At 54.5% G+C, this 20,729-nt stretch carries 20 protein-coding genes; 14 read left to right on the top strand and 6 right to left on the bottom strand.

Annotated features, from left to right (window positions below):
- The first annotated feature begins 8 nt into the window (after positions 1-8).
- The 4 genes from gmk (at position 9) to NDQ72_20025 (ending at position 3,695) form a co-directional block, all read left to right on the top strand.
- The gene (gene gmk, locus NDQ72_20040; protein WKD28301.1) at positions 9-641 is read left to right on the top strand and encodes a guanylate kinase; all 633 of its coding nucleotides are present in this window, start codon (positions 9-11) and stop codon (positions 639-641) included.
- 89 nt (positions 642-730) lie between these two features.
- A complete protein-coding gene (gene rpoZ / locus NDQ72_20035; protein ID WKD28300.1) occupies positions 731-991 on the top strand; it encodes a DNA-directed RNA polymerase subunit omega in 261 nt (86 codons plus the stop codon).
- A 44-nt stretch (positions 992-1,035) separates the two neighbouring features.
- Positions 1,036-3,168 (top strand): RelA/SpoT family protein, encoded by a 2,133-nt coding sequence (locus NDQ72_20030; GenBank protein WKD28299.1) that lies wholly within the window; start codon positions 1,036-1,038, stop codon positions 3,166-3,168.
- Between the two features lie 137 nt (positions 3,169-3,305).
- Positions 3,306-3,695 carry a RidA family protein gene (locus NDQ72_20025; GenBank protein ID WKD28298.1) on the top strand — a complete coding sequence of 130 codons (390 nt, stop codon included), beginning with the start codon at positions 3,306-3,308 and terminating at the stop codon, positions 3,693-3,695.
- 123 nt (positions 3,696-3,818) lie between these two features.
- Here the strand turns inward: NDQ72_20025 and NDQ72_20020 are convergent, their stop codons facing one another.
- Positions 3,819-4,694 (bottom strand): SDR family oxidoreductase, encoded by an 876-nt coding sequence (locus NDQ72_20020; protein WKD28297.1) that lies wholly within the window; start codon positions 4,692-4,694, stop codon positions 3,819-3,821.
- A 149-nt stretch (positions 4,695-4,843) separates the two neighbouring features.
- On the opposite strand from NDQ72_20020, the gene NDQ72_20015 reads away from it, so the two are divergent.
- Positions 4,844-5,773, top strand: coding sequence for a hydrogen peroxide-inducible genes activator (locus NDQ72_20015; protein ID WKD28296.1), 930 nt, complete (start codon positions 4,844-4,846; stop codon positions 5,771-5,773).
- Entirely contained in the window at positions 5,770-7,848 is a 2,079-nt protein-coding gene (gene recG, locus NDQ72_20010; protein ID WKD28295.1) for an ATP-dependent DNA helicase RecG, read from the top strand. Before NDQ72_20015 ends, recG begins: the two co-directional genes overlap by 4 nt.
- 15 nt (positions 7,849-7,863) lie before the next feature.
- On the opposite strand, the gene yccS is transcribed toward recG, so the two are convergent.
- Entirely contained in the window at positions 7,864-10,095 is a 2,232-nt protein-coding gene (gene yccS / locus NDQ72_20005; GenBank protein WKD28294.1) for a YccS family putative transporter, read from the bottom strand.
- 232 nt (positions 10,096-10,327) lie between these two features.
- On the opposite strand from yccS, the gene NDQ72_20000 reads away from it, so the two are divergent.
- The 5 genes from NDQ72_20000 to NDQ72_19980 all read left to right on the top strand — a co-directional run bounded on the left by NDQ72_20000 (position 10,328) and on the right by NDQ72_19980 (position 15,384).
- Positions 10,328-11,146 (top strand): DUF3100 domain-containing protein, encoded by an 819-nt coding sequence (locus tag NDQ72_20000; protein WKD28293.1) that lies wholly within the window; start codon positions 10,328-10,330, stop codon positions 11,144-11,146.
- Positions 11,133-11,627 (top strand): hypothetical protein, encoded by a 495-nt coding sequence (locus tag NDQ72_19995; GenBank protein WKD28292.1) that lies wholly within the window; start codon positions 11,133-11,135, stop codon positions 11,625-11,627. Before NDQ72_20000 ends, NDQ72_19995 begins: the two co-directional genes overlap by 14 nt.
- A gap of 10 nt (positions 11,628-11,637) precedes the next feature.
- Complete coding sequence (locus NDQ72_19990; GenBank protein ID WKD28291.1) at positions 11,638-12,795, top strand: M20 family metallopeptidase; 1,158 nt, start codon at positions 11,638-11,640, stop codon at positions 12,793-12,795.
- Between the two features lie 121 nt (positions 12,796-12,916).
- A complete protein-coding gene (locus NDQ72_19985; protein WKD28290.1) occupies positions 12,917-13,837 on the top strand; it encodes an NAD(P)-dependent oxidoreductase in 921 nt (306 codons plus the stop codon).
- Complete coding sequence (locus NDQ72_19980) at positions 13,834-15,384, top strand: aldehyde dehydrogenase family protein (protein WKD28289.1); 1,551 nt, start codon at positions 13,834-13,836, stop codon at positions 15,382-15,384. Before NDQ72_19985 ends, NDQ72_19980 begins: the two co-directional genes overlap by 4 nt.
- On the opposite strand, the gene NDQ72_19975 is transcribed toward NDQ72_19980, so the two are convergent.
- The 4 genes from NDQ72_19975 to NDQ72_19960 form a co-directional block, all read right to left on the bottom strand.
- The gene (locus tag NDQ72_19975) at positions 15,363-16,310 is read right to left on the bottom strand and encodes a LysR family transcriptional regulator (GenBank protein ID WKD28288.1); all 948 of its coding nucleotides are present in this window, start codon (positions 16,308-16,310) and stop codon (positions 15,363-15,365) included. The two genes, NDQ72_19980 and NDQ72_19975, sit on opposite strands and share 22 nt — an antisense overlap.
- Before the next feature lie 91 nt (positions 16,311-16,401).
- On the bottom strand, positions 16,402-16,758 hold the full coding sequence (locus tag NDQ72_19970; GenBank protein WKD28287.1) for a hypothetical protein: 357 nt from the start codon (positions 16,756-16,758) through the stop codon (positions 16,402-16,404).
- Entirely contained in the window at positions 16,758-17,030 is a 273-nt protein-coding gene (locus NDQ72_19965) for an HU family DNA-binding protein (protein WKD28286.1), read from the bottom strand. Before NDQ72_19965 ends, NDQ72_19970 begins: the two co-directional genes overlap by 1 nt.
- 104 nt (positions 17,031-17,134) lie before the next feature.
- On the bottom strand, positions 17,135-18,325 hold the full coding sequence (locus tag NDQ72_19960) for an FAD-dependent oxidoreductase (protein WKD28285.1): 1,191 nt from the start codon (positions 18,323-18,325) through the stop codon (positions 17,135-17,137).
- 90 nt (positions 18,326-18,415) lie between these two features.
- On the opposite strand from NDQ72_19960, the gene NDQ72_19955 reads away from it, so the two are divergent.
- The 3 genes from NDQ72_19955 (at position 18,416) to phoB (ending at position 20,729) form a co-directional block, all read left to right on the top strand.
- Positions 18,416-18,994 (top strand): chorismate lyase, encoded by a 579-nt coding sequence (locus tag NDQ72_19955; GenBank protein WKD30450.1) that lies wholly within the window; start codon positions 18,416-18,418, stop codon positions 18,992-18,994.
- 34 nt (positions 18,995-19,028) lie between these two features.
- A complete protein-coding gene (gene ubiA / locus NDQ72_19950; GenBank protein WKD28284.1) occupies positions 19,029-19,919 on the top strand; it encodes a 4-hydroxybenzoate octaprenyltransferase in 891 nt (296 codons plus the stop codon).
- A 120-nt stretch (positions 19,920-20,039) separates the two neighbouring features.
- Entirely contained in the window at positions 20,040-20,729 is a 690-nt protein-coding gene (gene phoB, locus NDQ72_19945) for a phosphate regulon transcriptional regulator PhoB (GenBank protein WKD28283.1), read from the top strand.

Here is a 20,729-nt window from a genome sequence, read left to right as displayed (position 1 = left end):
AGCGCTTCATGTCCCAGGGTACGCTTTTTATTATTTCTGCCCCGTCGGGTGCTGGTAAAACCAGCTTGGTCCGCGAGCTGATCGAGAGCCTGGATGGTATTCAGGTCTCGGTATCACATACCACGCGAGCTAAGCGCGAGGGAGAAGTGGATGGTGTGAACTACCACTTTACTCACGTAGCCGACTTTGAAGCGATGATTGAGCGCGGTGAGTTCTTTGAGTATGCCAAGGTCTTTGATAATTACTACGGTACGTCTCGCTGTGCGGCGCAAACTGTTCTGGACGCGGGGCAAGACGTTATTTTAGAGATCGACTGGCAGGGCGCTCAGCAGGTACGTGAACAAATGCCTTCGGCAGTGTCGATTTTTATCTTGCCACCCTCGCGTAGCGAACTAGAGCGGCGTCTTTCTAGCCGCGGAACCGATGAGCACGCAGTGATTGCTCGGCGTATGCGTGATGCCGTTAGCGAAATGTCCCATTTTGATGAATATGACTACTTAGTCATCAACGATGATTTCACCACAGCACTGCAAGAGTTGCAGTCGCTGGTGATCAGTCGCCGCTTAACACGTGAGGCGATGCAGGTGCGTCATGCACCACTACTCGATGCGCTCTTGTCACAAGCGCCTAGCGTCGAGTAATCTAGCAGATTCCATTACCACTTTTTTTGCTGGGCCCGCGGCGTTTCACCACAACGCTGGCCCAGCGTTGTCATTACAGGAAGGCCCCCATGGCTCGCGTAACCGTTGAAGATTGTCTGGAAAATGTTGAGAACCGCTTCAAGCTGGTGATGATTTCTACCCAGCGCGCGCGCCAGCTTGCCCGTGGCTCCCGTGAAGCGCAACTGCCCTGGGAGAACGATAAGCCTACCGTTATGGCACTGCGTGAAATTGCCGCAGGTCTGGTAAACCACACCGTGCTAGATGAACCGGTTGAAGCCCCGGTCCGTACGCGCCCAGCAATGACGCCTACGACACATATCGACGACTAAGGTTTACTAGAGACTGGACTTAGAAGCGACTAGGGGCGCGGTAAATGTTCACCATTGATGACCTGGCCGATCGACTTGGCGGCTATTTACCTCCAGACGAAATACAGCAGGTCAAACGCGCTTTCTATTATGCCGAGCAAGCCCACGACGGCCAGCGCCGTCGCTCAGGTGAGCCTTATGTGACCCACCCGTTAGCGGTCGCTAATATATTGGCTAATATGCACATGGACCATCAAAGCTTGATGGCGGCCATGCTGCACGATGTCATTGAAGATACGGGTGTTTCGAAGAAGGCGCTGTCTGCGCAGTTTGGTAAGCCTGTCGCCGAATTGGTGGATGGTGTTTCCAAGCTGACCCAGATCACCTTTGAAGACAAAGCCGTCGCCCAGGCGGAAAATTTCCAGAAGATGGTGTTAGCGATGTCGCGGGATATCCGCGTCATCATCGTAAAATTGGCTGACCGTCTGCATAACATGCGCACGCTGGGAGCATTGCGCCCAGATAAAAAGCGCCGTATTGCCCGAGAAACGCTGGAAATTTATGCCCGAATCGCGGGACGTTTAGGTATCAATACGATTCGTGTTGAACTTGAAGACCTCTCTTTCCAGGCTATTCACCCAATGCGTTCAGAACGCATCAAGCGCGCGGTGGCCAGCGCGCGGGGGAACCGCCGGAGTGCGATGCGAGAAATTCAGTCATCGCTACAGCAGAGCCTAGACGATGAAGGGCTTAAAGGTACTGTGATTGGCAGGCAGAAACATCTGCTGTCGATTTATAAAAAGATGCGCGACCAGCGTAAGCCGTTCGCGGAAATTATGGATGTCTTCGGATTTCGCATTATTACCGAAGATGTCGCTAGCTGCTATCGCATCTTAGGCGTGGTGCATAATCTCTATAAGCCCGTACCAGGGCGATTTAAAGATTATATCGCTATCCCAAAAGCCAACGGCTACCAAAGTCTTCACACCACGCTGTTTGGTCAGGGCGGGATGCCCATTGAAGTGCAGATCCGCACCCGTGAGATGGAGGCGATGGCTAATAATGGCATCGCTGCCCACTGGCTCTATAAAGCAGGGCAAACAACCCACCCCATTGCCGAAGGCAGCCATGCCCGCGCCCGTGCTTGGGTAAAAGGGCTGCTGGAAATGCAGCGCCATGCAGGGGATTCGCTAGAGTTTATTGAGCACGTCAAAAACGATCTTTTCCCAGACGATATCTACGTCTTTACTCCCAAAGGCGACATCATGGAGCTGCCTCAGGGCGCAACGGTGATCGACTTTGCTTACAGCGTACACACCGATATTGGCAATAACTGCATTGCTTGTCGTATTGATCGCCATTTAGCCCCGCTCTCGACGCGTCTTGAAAGTGGCCAAACGCTGGAAATTATTACTGCTCCTGGTGCACGGCCTAACTTGGCATGGCTCAACTTCGTCACGACAGCAAAAGCGCGTTCCGCGATACGTCATGCATTGAAGCACCAGCAGCAGGCAGAAGCGGTTATCTTAGGGCGACGGCTGTTGAATAAGGCGCTGGCGCCGTTTGAAACCAGTCTGGAAGAACTTAATGAAAGTGTTTTTGCTAAAGCATTGAAAGAGCTGGACGTCGTTTCGCTAGATGCTTTGTTAGAGTCACTTGGCTTGGGCAATCGCATGGCCCATGTGGTGGCACGGCGCTTGGTTGATGTCTCTAATGGCGGCAACTCTGACTACGTTCTCAGTGGGGATAGTGAAAAAGCCGTCGTTATCAGCGGTAGCGAAGGTATGGTGATTAATTTTGCCCGCTGCTGTCATCCGTTGCCGGGCGACCCCGTTGTCGGCCACTTATCCGTTGGCAAGGGGCTGGTGGTGCATCGCAGTGAGTGCAAAAACCTAGGTGATCGCAAAAACGACCCAGAGAAGCTGTTTGCCCTCGAGTGGTCGGACAGTATAGATGAAGACTTCCCGGTCGCGCTGCGCATTGAAATTGAGAGCCGTCGTGGGCTGGTGGCCGAGCTGGCGGGCGTGGTGACCGATGCCGACGCTAATATCGAGCGTATCGGCATTGAAGAGCGCGATGCGCGGCTTTCAATCGTTAACTTAACCTTATCGGTAAAAGGCCGAGTGCATCTTGCGCGCATTATTAAGCGTATTCGCAACCTTCCTAATGTCGGCAAAATAACTAGAATGACCAATTAATCACCCGTTAGTAGGCTGCTGGCGATGGGCTGGCAGCAACTGCTATGGCGGACCATTACAATTACTGTTTAACGCTATCATCCTATCTATCACTTACCTCTAAAAATATATTAAACACGACAGGAGAGTGCTATCTCATGAGCAACAAAGCAGTTATTAATACTGAAAAAGCCCCCGCTGCAATCGGCCCTTACTCTCAAGCGATTAAGGCTGGCAACACAGTGTATCTTTCGGGCCAGATCCCGCTGAACCCAGAGACAATGGAAATTATCTCTGACGACTTTGAAGCACAAGCGCGCCAAGTATTTACCAATCTGCAGGCGGTGTGTGAAGAGGCTGCCGGTACGCTTGGCGATATCGTCAAACTCAACTTATACCTGGTTGATTTGGATAACTTTGCGATCGTGAACAAGGTGATGGAAGAGTTCTTCTCATCGCCTTTCCCTGCCCGTGCAGCGGTCGGCGTCAAAGCGTTACCCAAAGGCAGCCAAGTAGAAGCAGAAGCTGTGATGGTCATTGGTGACTAAGTCTCTGAGCCTAATGCCTTAAGCAACTGTATTCAGCAACTATCTTCACTAAAAACGGGCGAGCACTCTATTATCAAGTGCTCGCTCTTTTTTTGAAGATCGTGCAAAGGAGCATCACAACGATTAGGCTTTTTGTGGTGTTAAGAAGCCGCCCTCTTTTAGCACCTGTGCGTAGCCTTCTTTGTAGGTCGGATAGCGGAATTCATAACCCGTTTCACGGATACGGCTATTATCGCAGCGTTTGCTGGTGCGGCGGCGCAGTGGTGACTGCATGGTCTCGGTAGATTCAACCTTGAGCTGTTTGGCTAACCACGCCATCACGTTATGCAGGGTGACAGGCTCGCAGTCGCTACCTAGGTAAAGGTCGGCGAGTGGCGCGCCTTTTTCCTGACAACGAATTAAGTGCGCCAGAATACCGGTGCAGTCATCACGGTGAATACGGTTGGAGTAGCTGACCGGCGTAACTGCCGCGATGCGGCCTTCTGCGACCTGATGAATCAAACGATCACGCCCAGGGCCGTAAATCCCCGAAAAGCGCACGACCGTGCCGGGAATCGGATGGTTAATCAGCGCTTGTTCAGCATCGCACATCAGTTTGCCAGAAAAACTGGTCGACCCGGTTGGGCTGTCTTCATTTACGACTTCGCCTTCCTGCTGGCCATAGACACTGGTCGACGACACAAAAAAGACGCGTTTCGGTGGCGTTTTATGTTGTTCCAGCACGCCAAGCACACGATTGAGGCCATCCGGATAGGCGCTTTGGTAGGCACTTTCTTCGAAACGGTCAGCGCTGACGGTATAAATAACGTAGTCAGCATGAGGTAGAGCGTCAGCACCTTCGAGATTGTTAAGATCAAGCGCCAATGGCTCAATGCCCGTATCTTTTAATGCCTCGACCTGACGGCGCACGCCGATAACATGATGGCCTTCGCTGAGCAGCTCGCGTCCAAGCGTTATGCCGATATCGCCGCAGCCAATAATCAGTACCGTTAGCTTCACCTTGGTCACTCCTCTTGATTAATATTCCCTATCAGATACAAAGTCCCTATGAGATGTGCCATCTTCAATAGGGTTTGTTTGTCCTTTTCCATCTCGCTATAACGATGACCTGTAACGAGCTGCAACGAGAGGATGCCACTGGCACCACTATGACTTTAACAGAACTACGCTACATCGTAACCCTTGCCCAAGAACGTCACTTTGGTCGTGCCGCCGAACGCTGCCATGTTTCGCAGCCAACGCTCTCAGTGGCGGTAAAAAAGCTTGAGGACGAGCTTGATACACCGTTGTTTGAACGTTCCAAATCAACCGTGCAGGTCACCCCGTTGGGTGAGAAGATCGTTGCTCAAGCCCAGCGCGTGCTGGAACAGAGCCGGCTTATCTACGAAATGGCGAATGCTGGCAAAGACCAGTTGGCTAACCCGCTGCGCATTGGCGCAATTTATACGATTGGCCCCTACTTATTTCCCCATCTAGTGCCAGCACTGGCTAGCGCCGCACCGCAAATGCCGTTGTATATCGAAGAAGGCATGACCGGCTCTCTGCGGGCAAAGTTACGCAGTGGCGAGCTGGATGTGATTATTGTGGCGTTGCCTTTCACCGAGACCGACGTGGTTACCAAGCCGATTTACGATGAGCATTTTGAGGTATTGATGCCTGCCAGCCATCGCTGGGTAAGTCGTGATGCGATTCACAAAGAAGATTTGTTAGAAGAGCGCTTGTTGTTGCTGGGGGAAGGGCACTGCTTCCGTGATCAAATTTTAGAAGCCTGTCCGGCAATTACCCAGAAGCTTAACAGCCCAAATAATACGTTGATTGCAGAGGGGGGATCATTGGAAACCATTCGCCATATGGTGGCATCTAAATTAGGCATTACGGTACTGCCACAGTCGGCGCTGGGCACTGATCAGTATGAAAATGCCATGTTAGTGAGCCGGCCATTTGTTGAGCCTGCGCCTTCGCGCACCGTTGCCATTGCGTGGCGGGCAAGCTTTCCTCGCCCCAAAGCAATTGATGCATTAGCCAAGGCGATTAGCCACTGTCAGCAACCTGTACACACTGCTAGTCCGTCCTCATGAGTGACCTTTCTGCACCGGTTTCGTCGCTGAAAGGGGTTGGTGAGGCGCTTGCGCTAAAGTTGGCGCGATTGGGCATAGACTGCGTAAGCGACCTGTTATTTCACCTGCCGCTGCGCTACCAGGACCGTACACGGCTAACGCCCATTGGCCTGCTGCGCGCAGGGAGTGAGGCGGTGATAGAAGGCGAAGTCACCGCGTGCGATGTTGTTAAGGGGCGTCGGCGTAGTTTGTTAGTCAGAGTGCGTGATGGCAGCGGTATTTTAAGCCTACGTTTTTTTCATTTTTCGCCTGCCCAGCAGCAACAGATGCGCCCCGGTGTTACGGTGCGTGCATTTGGAGAGGCGCGCGCGGGGGCAACAGGGCTGGAAATTTACCATCCTGAGTATCGGCTAAGCGGCGGTAACGATACACCGGTTGAGGAGTATTTCACGCCGATTTACCCGACCACTGAAGGGTTGCATCAGACGCGTTTTCGCGCACTTACCCAGCAAGCGCTGGCGCTACTGCAGCGCTCCCCTGAGCTGTTACCGGACGTCATTCCAGATGCCCTGCGCCAGCGATTCAGCCTGCCTGGGTTGCACGCTAGCCTGCAACTGCTACATCAACCGCCACCGGATGTGGACATTGAGCAGCTTGCCCACGGCCATCATCCCGCCACACGTAGGTTAGCGCTGGAAGAGCTACTGGCCCACCAACTCAGCCTGCGTGAAGTGCGGTTACGTATTCAGGCGGATGGTGCGCCATCGCTGCCCTCGGGCCGCAGCCTGCAAACCCGCTTTTTAGCCCAATTGCCGTTTGCCCTTACCGGTGCGCAGCGCCGCGTGCTGGAAGAGATTACCCTAGACCTTGCGCGGCCCGCCCCGATGCTACGGCTCGTGCAGGGCGACGTCGGCTCAGGAAAGACGGTCGTTGCGGCGATGGCAGCACTCTCGGCGCTGGCGGGCAATTGCCAGGCGGCGATGATGGCCCCCACGGAAATTCTTGCTGAACAGCACTATCGGGCGTTTAAAGCCTGGTTTGAACCGTTGGGTATCGAAGTGGCTTGGTTGGCAGGCAAGCTCAAAGGTAAAGCACGGTTAGATGCCAAAGCCGCTATTGCTGATGGCCGTGCCCGTATGGTGGTGGGCACCCATGCGCTGTTTCAGAGCGACGTACACTTTCAGTGTTTGGGGTTAGCAATTATTGATGAGCAGCACCGCTTTGGTGTTCATCAACGCTTGGCACTGCGCGAGAAAGGCGAAGCAGGTGGGCTAACGCCGCATCAACTGATCATGACCGCGACACCAATTCCTCGTACGCTGGCCATGAGTGCTTACGCTGATTTGGATGTATCGGTAATTGATGAGTTGCCGCCAGGGCGTACGCCGGTTAAAACCGTGGTGGTGTCTGATGAGCGGCGGCCTGAAGTGGTCGAACGCATTCGCAACGCCTGCAGTGATGGGCGCCAGGCCTATTGGGTGTGTACGCTGATTGAAGAGTCTGAGGTGCTGCAGTGTCAGGCCGCCGAAGTCACCCGCGATGAACTAACCCAGGCGCTGCCAGAACTCGCTATTGGTCTGATTCATGGGCGCATGAAGGCCAGCGAAAAAGTCGCGGTGATGGAGGCCTTCAAAACGGGCGAGCTCGACCTGCTGGTGGCCACTACCGTTATTGAAGTGGGCGTAGATGTCCCCAATGCCAGCCTGATGATTATCGAAAACCCGGAACGCCTGGGGCTTTCTCAACTGCACCAACTGCGCGGTCGAGTAGGGCGCGGCAGCACGGAAAGCTTCTGTGTGTTGCTTTACCACCCGCCGCTTTCGAAAAGCTCTCGGGAACGCCTGGGGGTAATGCGCGAAACCACCGACGGTTTCCGTATTGCCGAAAAGGACTTGGAAATTCGTGGCCCCGGCGAAGTGCTCGGCACTCGCCAAACCGGCCTTGCCCAGATGAAAATTGCTGATCTTGAGCGTGATGCCGACCAGCTAGAGCGCGTCACCGCCCTTGCCCAGGGGCTGCAAGGCAATGCCGAAGTTACCGCCGTATTAGTGCGGCGTTGGCTAGGCGAAGCCGCCGGACGCTACGGGCAGGTGTAGGGAGTGATACAACGCTTAAGCGGCGGTGTTCGCTGCTTGGTGACTCTCTACCGGGGTCTCCGTTAAGCGGTTGGCGGCTTCACCAAGTGGCCCTAGCTGCGCGGCAATTAGGCGTAGCTGGCTTTGGATGGGACGGTAAAGGGCAATGGCTTGTTCGTCTCCCTCTGAGCCCTTCTTATCGAAGGAATCTGAGGCATTCTGCTCTAGCTGCGCGAGTAGGTCGTTGACTTGATCAGTTAAGGGCGTGATGGGTTGGCGCTTGTTGAGCTGTTCTGCCAGTTGTTCCAGCAGCTCGCTGATGCGCTTGGCAAGGGGCACCAAAGCGGCGTCGTCCTCATCTTCAGCCAACTGGTGGCGGTGAGCGCCAAGAGCAGATAAGTGGCTTAGTAGCGTGTTAGACAGCACTAGAAAGCGTAGGCCGCTGTCGGCGTCCTGTTTGCGATAGTGCCCCGGCTCGTGGAGCATATTGGTGAGCAGCGTTGACAGTGCTGCATCGGCGTTGTGAGCATTGCGGCGGGCTAACCGGTAAGCCAAATCGTCCTGCTTTCCCTCTTCATACTGGTGAACAATCTCATCTAAATAACGGCGGTGGTTGGTGAGGACTTTTGCGGCCTCCCGATACAGCCGACGCCCTTGCCAGTCCGGCAGAATAAAAAATACCGCTAGCCCAGCAATCAACGAACCCACCAAGGTATCCAATAGCCTAGGTAAGATCAGATTAAAACCGTCGCCGACCTGGTTAAAGCTGCACAGTACCAGCAGTGTGATTGAGGCGGTGGCGATAACGTAGTGACGCTCGCGGTTGGCAAAAAAACACACGCCCGCAGCCACCGCAATCATGCTTTGTATGCTGGCTTGGGGGAACAAACTAATGGATGCCCAACCGGCAATGAGGCCAAGCACTGTGCCGAGGATGCGCTGTGACAGAAAGCGACGCGTGGTGGCAAAGTTAGGGCGACAGACGAACAACGTGGTGAGTAAAATCCAAAACCCCTGTTCAGGGTCAAGCCACTGGAGCAGCCCATAACCCACTAGCAGCGCGGTGGATAAGCGCACCGCATGGCGAAACGTGGGTGAACCCAGCGTCAAATTTAGCTGAACGCGTTTCCACGCTTCTAGCACGCTAGAGGGGGAGCGGTCGTAAAGCGAGCTATCACGACGATCATCGTCGGTGTCTGGGTTGTGAGCACTGGCAATCTGAGCTTCCAGGATAGACAGGTTATCGGCAAGTGCATTGAGCGGATGCATGAGCGGACGCCATTCCGGCTTACCGTGCTCGCTTAGGTTGTCGATAGAAGCGCGTAGATCGGCCAGCGCTTGCTCACTCTGCTCATGGCCAAAGGGACGGTTAAGCAACAACGATTTGGCTAGCTGGCGGCAGGCACGGCCTTGCTGGTCTAAGAGTCGCTGGCAACGAAAGAGCACGTCATGGTGAAAAAACGCTTCGGTGAGCGCGCTATAGGGGTAGTGGGTAGAGCTTGCCCGCTCGTGTATATCCTGGGCGATAAAGTAAATCTGTAAGTAGCGGTTCAACTTGCGGCTGCCTCGCTGCCCCTCTAAGCGGCGGAAAATCATCTCTTTTGCTTGGTTGAGGGCATCGACGACTTTGCCATTTTGCCTAGCTAGCGCCACGCGCCGCGCCTCTAAATCGACCTCGCGGACAGGCTCAAACAACGCAGACTTCAAGATTAAAAACTCACCTAGCGCTTTATATACCCGCGCCATGCTTTGTTTAACTGGCTGGCGCGAAAAAAGGGCGCACCATAGGATTGAGATAACCCCGTACCACGCGGCTCCTGCAAGCAGCAGCAATTGCCGGGAAGCCACGTCTTCATCCACGCCACCGTGCTGTTCAATGTTGATCATTGAGTAGATCGATAGGATTAACGTGCCTGACGCAATGGTCGCGTACCGCTGGCCAATGGCACCCAGCATAATTAACGTGAAGGTAGAAACTGCCAGCCCAACTGCAAACAACCACGGCCAGGGGAAAAGCCACTGAACGACAAACGAGGCCGATGCAAAGCAAGCAAGTGTCACCACCAGCGCCTGTAAGCGCCCCTGCCAACTGTCATCGGTTTCAGAAAGCGCACTCGCAATAATGCCCAAAAACAGCGGAATCACCAGCGCGATGTCACCTGCAAAACCGCTAAACAGCAGTGCCCCGCTGAACGCGATAAACACGCGCAGGCTGTAGGCAAACTTATCTAGGGTCCATAGACGCCGCAAAGGCAATGAAATAGGCATAAAGGCTCTGGTGGGTAAATTTTATACTTTAGTATAACATAGGGTTGGTAGGTGTACGGTGCCATACTCCTCTCTCAACCCCTTCAAGGTTAGGCCATTGTCGCTTTAATTTATTATTGCCCTCTAGTCCAAACTGTTGGAGTGTTCTAAAAAATAGCGCACTAAGGTCCTATGATTGGAACGGCAACCTTTCGATACTCGGAGTGACTCTAAAAAAAACAGGGACACTCCTATGGATCTCAAGTTAATGCTGGATTGGCGTCTTCACCTTACGGTGATAGTGACGTCAATGTTTGCCGAGTGGGTCGGCATCGTGCGTATTCCTCTCGGGCCGGGAACACTACTGTTACTACCGCTGCTCTACGCTTTTGTGATCGGCGTACTGTTTAACCCTCATCTTTTCTCGGCAATGGGCAAGGTGATTCCCAAGCCGGTCAGCAATGCGGCTGGCCCGATTATTCTCATTGCCATCCTGCCGTTTATCGCCAAATTTGGTTCCACCATTGGCCCTGCGATCGAGCAGATTATCGCTGCTGGCCCCGCGCTGATACTCCAAGAGTTAGGCAATCTGGGCACCATGCTGATAGCGCTGCCCTTTGCAGTATTAGTCCTCAAGATGGGCCGTGAAGCGATTGGCGCTACCTACTCTATCGCCCGTGAACCCAATATTGCCATTATTTCAGACCGTTACGGGCTAAGAAGCCCTGAGGGCATCGGGATTATGGGGGTGTACGTTGTGGGCACCATGTTCGGTACGCTCTACTTCGCTTTAATGGCGGGCTATATCGCTTCGCTGGATATTCTTGATATTCGTGCTTTGGCCATGGCCTGCGGGGTGGGCAGTGGCAGTATGGTGGCGGCGTGTTCGGCAGCTTTAGCCGAAGCGGTACCGGCATCTAAGGACGAACTACTCGCCTTTGCCGGGGCAAGCAACCTGCTTACTTACGCTACCGGTCTGTATATCTCACTATTTATCGCGCTACCGATCACCGAGTGGATGTACAAGCGCTTAAAAGGCTCGCGCCAGGAGGTTAGCCATGAAAACTCATGAGAGCCCAATCGATCAGTTCGATGCTGAGGCGTTAAAAGAGCTACGTCCCGAAAATCAGCTGGGTAAAACCGCGTTGGTTCTGGCAGCGGTGTGTGTGGCGGCGTGGTTTAGCAATATCGTCAACGGTTCGCCTTTATTAGACGCGCTGCCCGGCATGTTAATTCTCTATGTCATGGTCATTATCGGCTTGGTGGTTGGGCGGTTTTGTCCTTTTTACCTGCCCAGCGTGGCCTGGGTGTCGCTGATTAGCATTATCGCGACGCTGCCGTTCTTCCCTGGTAATGGTTGGATCATCGCACGGCTGGCTGAAGTGGATTTTCTGGCAGTGGTCACGCCGGTATTGGCCTATGCAGGGCTGGCGCTTACCGGGCGTGAATTCGCCATGTTCAAGCAAACCGGCTGGAAGCTGGTAGTGGTAGCGCTGCTAGTATTTACCGGTACCTTTATTGGCTCTGCCGTTGTCGCCCACGTGATGCTTTAAGGATAAGACGATGACTGCTTCAGTAGACTTACCGGATAGCGCAGAACTAAAAGCGTGGCGTCATGATTTCCATCAGCACCCGGAAACCGCGTTTGAGGAGCATCGCACCAGTGCGCGTATTGCCGAGCTGCTGACTGAGTGGGGCTTTGAAGTAACCACCGGTATTGCTGGCACGGGGGTGGTGGCCGCTCTGGATGGACAACAGGGTGAAGGTAAAACGATCGGCCTACGGGCCGATATTGACGCCCTGGATATTCGCGAAGAGACGGCGCTTGCCTACGCCTCGCAAACACCTGGCAAGATGCACGCCTGCGGCCACGATGGCCACACCACCATGCTGCTGGGCGCCGCCTGGGCGTTAAAGCAGCAGCCTGATTTTAAAGGCCGGGTGGTGTTTATCTTTCAACCTGCTGAAGAGAACGCCGGCGGCGGGCGGGTGATGGTTGAAGAGGGGCTGTTTGAACGCTTTCCCATGGATGCCGTGTACGGCCTGCACAACTGGCCGGGGCTGCCGGTTGGCGTTGCCGCGGTGCACGATACCGACGTTATGGCCGCCTTCGATATCTTTAGCCTGACGCTGACTGGCAAGGGTTGCCATGCGGCGATGCCCCATTTAGGTACTGATACGGTGTTGGCGAGCTGCCAACTGATTAGCCAACTGCAAGGGTTGGTGAGTCGCGAAACGCCGCCTGATAAAGCAGCCGTGCTGAGTATTACCAGTATTAACGCCGGTGATACCTTCAACGTGATTCCCGAGCAGGTGGCGCTTCGCGGCACGCTGCGTTGTTTTGATATGGCACACAAAGAGCATTTGGAAGCGCGCTTTAAGCAAGCGATTACCAACTTAGCTGAGTTTCATGGTTTAACCGTTGAACTGGACTACCAGCGCTGCTATCCCGCCACTATCAATACCCCTGAACATGCTCAGCACTGCGCCTCGGTGCTGGAAAGCTTACTCGGTAGTGGCAACGTGATCCGCAACCCGTCACCCAGCATGGCGTCTGAGGATTTCTCATTCCTGCTTGCCGAGCGCCCAGGTGCCTATATCTGGATGGGCAATGGCGAGGAGTCCGCTTCGTTGCATAACCCGCACTATGACTTCAACGATGCATTGTTGCCACTGGGGGCGCGCTACTGGGTGGAGCTGGTAAGAGCATTACTCGTCTAAATTCCTGACTTAATACACGTTATTCGCTCTCTGATGCCCACTGGGTAGGGGAGCGTCTACCCCAAATATCACCACCGAACATAGCGTCTTGTTACTTAAAAGGCGCTTTGGGAGTTTTACGATGTCATTACAAACTGAGCCCTCGGCAACTGGGTCTTTAACTATTACTGTCATCGGCCTGGGGCAGATGGGCGGTAATATGGCGCTGACGCTTAAAGCCGCCGGGTTTGCGGTAACGGGAAGCGATGTATTTGAGCAAGCACGGTCGCGTCTTGCTGCACAAGGGGTACCCGCGGTGGCTCCCGAAGAGCTACTCGCAAGCGACGTTTACCTGCTGTCGTTGCCTACCTCCGCCCATGTGCGTGAGGTGCTCGAGCAATCGCCTGGCCTGATTAACCTAGCGCCGAAAGGTAGCGTGATTGTTGATACCTCCACCAGTGACCCCGCCGTGACGCGTGAACTGGCAGAAAAAGTTAGCGCAGCGGGTCTTCTATGGTTGGATGCACCGGTTAGCGGAGGCCCGAAAGGCGCTGCTAGTGGCAAGCTAGGGATGCTATTGGGAGGCGATGAACGCACTATCGAACGGGTATTGCCGATGCTGGAAGCGATGTCAGCCAAGCGCACCCATGTGGGCGGCCCGGGCAGCGGCCATGTGGTCAAGCTTGCCAATAATTACCTGTGTGCCGCGCACTTGTTAACCACCGCCGAAGCCGTTGCTATGGCAGCCAAAGCGGGCGTTGACCCCGCCGCCTGCTTGGCGGGACTCAATAGTGGTTCTGGGCGTAGTGCGGTTAGCGAGGTGAACTTCCCCGAGTGGGTGCTGAGTGAGCGCTTTGACTCAGGGTTTACCACCGGTTTGATGCGTAAAGACCTGCGTTTAGCGCGAGATGCCTCTGAGCAACTGAATATACCCTCGCCGCTGTTACAAGCCGTGGTCGATGCCTGGCACGCCAACGCCGATCACCCCGCCGATAGCGATGACTTTAACCATATCACTACACCGATATTAGCTCGCGCTACTCAAGCGGAGGGTAACGAATGAACACACTTAGCCAACATGCCTGCGACCATCTTGTTGAACTGCTTGAAGGTTTTGGATTAGCCGCTGCCACACCGCTGAGTAACTGGATTGATGGTGATTTAGTGGTAGGAGAGGGTGAAGTGATCACCTTGAGCAATCCGACCACTGGCGAAACGCTGGTGAGTTATCACGATGCGGGAGCCGCGCTGATTGAGCGTGCCACCCAAGCCGCTGAGCGTGGCCAGCGCGAATGGATGGCGTTAACCGCCAGCGAGCGTGGACGGCGCATGAATGCCGCCATCCGTGGCCTGGAGGGCCATGAAGAGGCGCTGGCTCAGCTGGAAAGTGTAGTGGCTGGCAAGCCGATTCGTGACTGCCGCGCTGAAGTAGGCAAAGTGCGTGAGATGTTCGAGTATTACGCGGGCTGGTGCGACAAGCAGCATGGCGAAGTGATTCCGGTGCCTACTTCGCACCTTAACTATGTGCACCACGTGCCCTATGGCGTGGTGGGGCAGATTACCCCCTGGAACGCACCGATGTTCACCTGTGCCTGGCAGTTAGCCCCGGCCATGGCGGCGGGCAATGGCGTGGTGCTAAAACCTTCCGAGCTGACGCCGTTTTCATCGGTGGTGATTGCCAAGCTGCTTGAAAGCGGCGGGCTTCCTAAAGGATTGATCAATATCGTCAATGGGCTAGGCAAATCGACCGGCGCAGCGCTAACCGATCACCCTGCCATCAGCAAACTGGTATTCGTGGGCTCCCCCCAGAGTGGCCGTATGATCGCCGAGGCTGGTGCGCGGAGACTGGTACCCAGCGTGTTAGAGCTGGGAGGCAAGTCGGCTAATATCGTGTTTGCCGATGCCAAACTGGATGAAGCCGTTGCGGGTGCCCAGGCGGCCATTTTTGCGGCGGCTGGACAGAGCTGTGTGGCCGGATCGCGGCTGTTGATTGAGCGCTCGGTGTTTGAGCAGGTTACCAGCCGTTTGGCGCGGGCGGCGGAGCAGATTCAAGTGGGCCTGCCTAGTGACGAAGCAACGCGCATGGGGCCATTGCAGAATCGCCGCCAGTTTGAGCAAGTGACGCGTATGATTGACGCTGCAGTAGCCGCTGGCGCGCGGCTGTTAACGGGGGGTAAACGTCCATTAGGGCTGCCCGATGAGGCTCACGGCTACTTTATCGCCCCTACGGTGCTGGTCGATGTCACACCGGATATGGAGATCGCTCAGCAAGAGGTATTCGGCCCGGTGTTGGTGGCGATGGCCTTCGACACTGACAATGAGGCTGTTCAACTTGCCAACGAGACACGCTTTGGCTTGGCTGGTGCCGTTTGGAGCCAGGACGTTGCGCGGGCGCATCGCGTAGCCGGTCAGTTGCGAGCGGGTACGGTGTGGATCAATAGCTACAAGGCGATCAGCGTTATGTCGCCGTTCGGAGGCTTTGGCGATAGCGGCTTTGGGCGCTCCAGTGGTTTGGATGGCCTGCGCGAATACACGGTGCCGCAAAGCGTTTGGGTAGAAACCGCCCCCGAAGCCAGCGTGGCATTTGGTTACGGCAGTGGTGTTGGTTGATCGCTCACCGCCAAGCCTGGGGCGCGAAAGGCCTGCATCCAGCGTTGTAGGTGGCGTAGCAGCAGAACGCTAGCTTTGGGCTGCTGTCGACCTACCCGCGTGACCATGTGGGCCTGGGAGCGCTGAAAAAGCGGATTATCTACCGGGCGCGCTACTAACGTGCCGAGCTCTAAATCATGGGCGACGGCAAAGGCGGGCAGCAAGGTAATGCCCATACCGCTACGCACGTATTGCGCCAGAATCACCATGGAGTTGGTGTTCATCGCCATGCGCGGGGCTATACGCGATTGCTGAAAGGCTTGGTCAACCATTTGGCGCACCCCATGGGTGGTATCCCACATGGCCATCGGCTGTGTGCTTAACTGAGTGAGCGTAAGCGGTGTGGTGTGATTGGCTAAAGGATGGTTGGGCGCCAGGATAGCCATCAGTGGCTGCGGGCTAGATGACCAGAAACGCAGCTGGGGATGGGTACGCTCATGGAACATCAAGCCGATATGGCTGTGATCGCTGATAATGGCATCAATTATCCCCGATGTGCCTGCGGTATGGATATCGAGCTGAATGCCCGCATAGCGTTGGGTAAATTCATGCAGAGGGGACGCCACTAGGTCACTGACAAATCCTTCACCGACGGTGAGCGATATCTTGCCGGTTTCCATGCGTTGGTAGGATTCAAGTGAGGCAATAAAGCCTTCATCAAGAGCGCCGCGTCGTTCGCAGTACTCAAGCAGCATTTCGCCTACCGGGGTAGGCGAAATGCCGTCGCGATGACGCTCCATCAGGGTTGCCCCCAAGGCTTCTTCCAGCAAGGCAATTTGCCGGCTTACCGCCGAGGGGGCAATGTCCAAGCGCGCCGCTGCGCGGCGCACTGAGCCAGACTCAAGGGTAACGCGAAAGTAAACCAATCGCTGATGAGGAATATCCACTGGTAGCTGCTATGCCTCTGCACTGGCTCTGTATAAATCGTTACCCTAAGGGTCCCCAAGCCTCGTAGTTTTCTCTAAACCGATAATAACGCTATAGGTACTTAAGTAGTTTCTGCAGCTTATTCATATCGGCAGAGTCGCCCACTAGGCGGACTTCACCGGCTACCATGCCATCTAGAAATGCCTGTTGCGTCGGCTTTTTAAGGATTTTCAACGCGGCATCCTGATCGCGAAAACGAAGCTCAAGGTCTAGGTCAACGGGTAGCCCTTTGCCGGTATCAATGCCTTTCGGCGCCATTCGATAATACCGGGCAATGCTGAGGTCTTCCGTGGCAACGCCCCAGTCCAGACCGCGCATTCGCTCAAGTTGCTCACGAAAGCGCGGCTTGCGTCGCAGGGCTCTTTTAAGCAGTAAGCTCAGTAGCCACAGCGTCAGCTTGAGTTTCATTAGGAAACGGCGTCCTTAAGCGCTTTGCCCGGCTTGAACGCAACGTTTTTGCTGGCAGGAATCTGTAACGGCGCGCCAGTTTGGGGGTTTTTGCCAGTACGTGCGGCACGCTGGCGTACGGTAAACGTTCCAAAACCAATCAGAGCGACATCTTCGCCTTTGGCAACGCTGTTAGTGATTTCGTCCAAGATAACGTTCAGGACTTGGCCTGCTTTGTCTTTGGATAGATCAGCGCTTTCAGCAATTGCGGCTGCGAGTTCAGGTTTGCGCATAAAGGTATCTCCCTATGTGGAAATCAAGCGTAAGTTCATCTGTGTTGTTAGAAGCACTGCCCAGCTGGTTAACTTTTTTAGCCTAGTCGCTAAGGCGGCGAAAATCAGCCTAGCAGCGCAGGTGCTACTCTGGAAAGCTCCACTTTCCTTCTCACGCAGCTGCCTGTCAACGCAAATCCAATCAAACGACCGTCTTTATTTTCAGCAATCGCTGTCATTTCACCGCTTTCTCCCTCAATTCTCCACCGTGCTGGTGTGGTTACCGGTGGGTAGGCAACCACGGGTAGTAAGGGCGTTTTCACAATGACGGGCCACGCCCCAAAGCTGACGCTGGTTGGTTTTCCGGCGAGTGTTGACGCCAGCGCTTTTACGCTCGCCTGCAGGGGCTGCACGTACATAGCGTTAACTCCCTCAACGCAAGCCACATCGCCCAACGCAAATATGTTTGGTCGAGAGGTGCGTAGCTGGCGGTCAACCACAATACCGCGATGGCTAACCGTCAGCCCGGCTGCTTCGGCAAGTTGAGTGCGCGGAGCTAAACCCGTGGCGAGTAACACGATGTCGGCAGCATAAAGGTCGCCATTATCAAGACGAAGTGATAGGACGTCATCTACGTTAAGTGCCAGTGTTGTTAGGTTATGCCCTAAGGCAAGTTGGATGCCTGCCTCTTGGAAAGCATCCGCCAGCGCTTGGCCGAGTGGTTCTGGGAGCAGACGTTGCAGCGGGGTACTTTCTGGCGCAATGAGGGTGACTTGGTGGCCGCCAGCATGGAGATCATTGGCGAACTCGCAGCCCACCAGCCCAGCACCGACAACCGCGACACGTTTAGTAGGCGCTGCGCCTAATGCGGCATAAAAGCGGCGATATTCGTCTAAGTCGTTGATGGTGAAGCATCGTTTGGCGACACTTTCAGGCACGCTGAACGGCGTATGGGGCGCCGCACCAGTGGCTAGCACCAGATCGTTATAGTGGAGCTGTTGGCCATTACTGAGTTCTACGCATTGGTTATCCACATGCAGGTGTGCGACCTGGGTGTGGGTAATTAACTCAGCGTTCAGCTCTTCTGCGACGCCGCTGGCGTCACGTTGGGCGAGTTGGTCTGGCGTTAAGCGTTTCGCAAAGCCAGTAGAAAGCAGCGGTTTACTGTAATCATCGCCACTATCGGCACTGATAAGGGTAATGGCACGTGTATCGCCTTGTCGGCGTAGGGCGCGCGCAAGGCCAATCCCCGCCATGCCGGTGCCAATAATAATCAGTGCCGAATGGGAATATCGCGATATCTCGTGTGAGGGCATGCAGTCACCAAAAGTCGGCGGAACAAAAGCCTGTGAGGTCACCATGTTACACTAGCTTTCTGTGTATTGACCGCCTTGGAGACTTTGGTGATCGCCCCTACTGTTCGGCAAGCTTGCCTATTTCCTCATCGACTATTTCCTCACTGGCTCCCTGTTGCTGCGGCTCGTCCTGCAATGAGCGCTTCGTGGTGGCAGTGGGTGGCATCGACGGACTCCTTAACGACGCGGTTAACCGTCGCAGGCGGCACAAACGCATTTCGGGTGCAATTGTTACGTCAAACGATTGGCTTACCTCTGCGGGACGAAGCGCTAGCGCTGGGAATTGAACCGCGCCGCTATGCATGGCTGAGGGAAGTAGCGTTGTGTGTCGGCGATAAGCCCTGGGTAGTAGCACGCTCGGTAGCGCCACTTAGTCAATTACAAGGTAAGGGGTTAGAAGGGCTTGGCGAGCGTTCATTAGGCAGCTGGTTGTTTCAACAACCTGACCTGGTGCGTGGGCCACTCTACGCCACTCGCCATCAGCCACGCTTTGTCGCGGAACACTCTGCGTCGCTTTTAGACAGCGTATGGGGGCGGCGCTCAGTGTTTCAGCACAGTGGGCTATCGCTGTTAGTGCAGGAATACTTTTTATCGACCATGGCAGATGATCTTGCCCTGTCTTCGCGCTAGGCTATCGCCAGCGTTTTCTTTTTGAGAGGTAAGCATGGACCGTTCTCTGTTGAGGCCAACGGGATGGGCTCGGGTGGCTGATTTTTTACATTTAACGCGATTGGATCGCCCGATTGGTACTTGGCTATTGATGTGGCCCACCTTATGGGCATTGTGGATAGCAGCAGAGGGTGTGCCTGGGCGGAATGTTCTGCTGATCTTTATTGCTGGCGTTTATGTGATGCGCGCCGCGGGCTGCGTGGTTAATGATTACGCTGATCGTCATTTCGATGGCCATGTAAAGCGCACTAAACATCGTCCGCTAGCCACTGGTCGTATCAGTGAAACCGAGGCGCAGCTGCTGTTTATCGCGCTGGTAGCCACTGCTTTCATTTTAGTGCTATTGACCAATTGGTTTACGGTGCTGTTGTCGATAGGGGGTGTTGTATTAGCGTTCATTTACCCGTTTATGAAGCGCTACACCCATTTACCTCAGGTAGTGTTGGGGGCTGCGTTCTCTTGGGCGATCCCCATGGCATTCGGTGCGGTATTGGGTCATGTGCCGTTTGAAGCATGGCTATTGTTTAGCGCGAACGTGCTGTGGACCGTTGCCTACGATACCCAATACGCCATGGTCGATCGCGACGATGACCTGAAAATTGGCATCAAATCTACCGCGGTGCTGTTTGGTAGCGCTGATCGTCTGATCATTGGTGTACTGCAAGTGGCGGCACTTGGACTACTTGCCTGGGTAGGATGGCGTGTTGGTTTAGGTGGCTTTTTCTGGCTTGGGCTAGCCGCTATGGCCGCTACGTTTGTCCACCAACAACGCTTAATCGCTGGCCGTGAGCGCGACCGCTGCTTCCAAGCATTTCTTAATAATCATTGGTCTGGCTTGTTAATTTTTGCAGGTATTGCACTAAGTTGGTGGCCAATAACTGGCTAAATATCCTCTATGTCATAAAATTGTCATCGAGTCATGGTGTTATCGTCACTGACATGTCTTTGAACTGTTTTTTAAACTATTTTTTTAATTAGTTTTCATTGAACACCGTGAGGCCCTGGAATGACCGCCAAGACCGTTTTGATTGTCGATGATGAGGCGCCTATTCGCGAGATGATCGCAGTGGCGCTGGAAATGGCTGACTATCGCGTTCTTGAAGCGGATAACGCCCAGGATGCCCACGCGATGATGGTTGACCACCAGCCAGATCTGCTTTTGCTGGATTGGATGATGCCGGGCACCAGTGGTATTGAGCTTGCAAGGCGCTTAAAGCGTGAAGAAGCCACCGCCGAGGTGCCTATCATTATGCTGACCGCTAAAGGCGAAGAAGATAACAAGATTCAAGGGCTTGAGGCTGGGGCGGATGACTATATCACCAAGCCTTTCTCTCCCCGCGAACTGGTGGCGCGCTTAAAAGCAGTATTGCGACGTACTACCCCCCGAGGTGTCGAAGATCCTATTGAAATTAATGGCTTGCTATTAGACCCAGTGAGCCACCGTGTGAGTGCTTACGGTAAGGCGTTAGAAATGGGGCCGACGGAGTACCGTCTGCTGCAGTTTTTCATGACGCACCAAGAGCGCGCCTATACACGTAGCCAACTGCTCGATCAAGTGTGGGGCGGTAACGTATACGTTGAAGAGCGGACGGTAGATGTTCACATCCGACGTCTACGTAAGGCCTTAGGAGAAGCTCACCAGAGTCTCATTCAAACGGTGAGAGGCACTGGGTACCGTTTTTCCGCGCGGGTGTAA

Source organism: Halomonas sp. KG2 (genome assembly GCA_030440445.1).
Classification (GTDB): domain Bacteria; phylum Pseudomonadota; class Gammaproteobacteria; order Pseudomonadales; family Halomonadaceae; genus Vreelandella.
This window is presented reverse-complemented; position numbering and strand designations above follow the sequence as displayed.

What these genes read in the sequence shown, in the direction of transcription:
- gmk (WKD28301.1), top strand. Translation starts at nt 9, where the DNA reads ATGTCCCAGGGTACGCTTTTTATTATTTCTGCCCCGTCGGGTGCTGGT.
- rpoZ (WKD28300.1), top strand. Translation starts at nt 731, where the DNA reads ATGGCTCGCGTAACCGTTGAAGATTGTCTGGAAAATGTTGAGAACCGC.
- NDQ72_20030 (WKD28299.1), top strand. Translation starts at nt 1,036, where the DNA reads ATGTTCACCATTGATGACCTGGCCGATCGACTTGGCGGCTATTTACCT.
- NDQ72_20025 (WKD28298.1), top strand. Translation starts at nt 3,306, where the DNA reads ATGAGCAACAAAGCAGTTATTAATACTGAAAAAGCCCCCGCTGCAATC.
- NDQ72_20015 (WKD28296.1), top strand. Translation starts at nt 4,844, where the DNA reads ATGACTTTAACAGAACTACGCTACATCGTAACCCTTGCCCAAGAACGT.
- recG (WKD28295.1), top strand. Translation starts at nt 5,770, where the DNA reads ATGAGTGACCTTTCTGCACCGGTTTCGTCGCTGAAAGGGGTTGGTGAG.
- yccS (WKD28294.1), bottom strand. Translation starts at nt 10,095, where the DNA reads ATGCCTATTTCATTGCCTTTGCGGCGTCTATGGACCCTAGATAAGTTT.
- NDQ72_20000 (WKD28293.1), top strand. Translation starts at nt 10,328, where the DNA reads ATGGATCTCAAGTTAATGCTGGATTGGCGTCTTCACCTTACGGTGATA.
- NDQ72_19995 (WKD28292.1), top strand. Translation starts at nt 11,133, where the DNA reads ATGAAAACTCATGAGAGCCCAATCGATCAGTTCGATGCTGAGGCGTTA.
- NDQ72_19990 (WKD28291.1), top strand. Translation starts at nt 11,638, where the DNA reads ATGACTGCTTCAGTAGACTTACCGGATAGCGCAGAACTAAAAGCGTGG.
- NDQ72_19985 (WKD28290.1), top strand. Translation starts at nt 12,917, where the DNA reads ATGTCATTACAAACTGAGCCCTCGGCAACTGGGTCTTTAACTATTACT.
- NDQ72_19980 (WKD28289.1), top strand. Translation starts at nt 13,834, where the DNA reads ATGAACACACTTAGCCAACATGCCTGCGACCATCTTGTTGAACTGCTT.
- NDQ72_19970 (WKD28287.1), bottom strand. Translation starts at nt 16,758, where the DNA reads ATGAAACTCAAGCTGACGCTGTGGCTACTGAGCTTACTGCTTAAAAGA.
- NDQ72_19965 (WKD28286.1), bottom strand. Translation starts at nt 17,030, where the DNA reads ATGCGCAAACCTGAACTCGCAGCCGCAATTGCTGAAAGCGCTGATCTA.
- NDQ72_19960 (WKD28285.1), bottom strand. Translation starts at nt 18,325, where the DNA reads ATGCCCTCACACGAGATATCGCGATATTCCCATTCGGCACTGATTATT.
- ubiA (WKD28284.1), top strand. Translation starts at nt 19,029, where the DNA reads ATGGACCGTTCTCTGTTGAGGCCAACGGGATGGGCTCGGGTGGCTGAT.
- phoB (WKD28283.1), top strand. Translation starts at nt 20,040, where the DNA reads ATGACCGCCAAGACCGTTTTGATTGTCGATGATGAGGCGCCTATTCGC.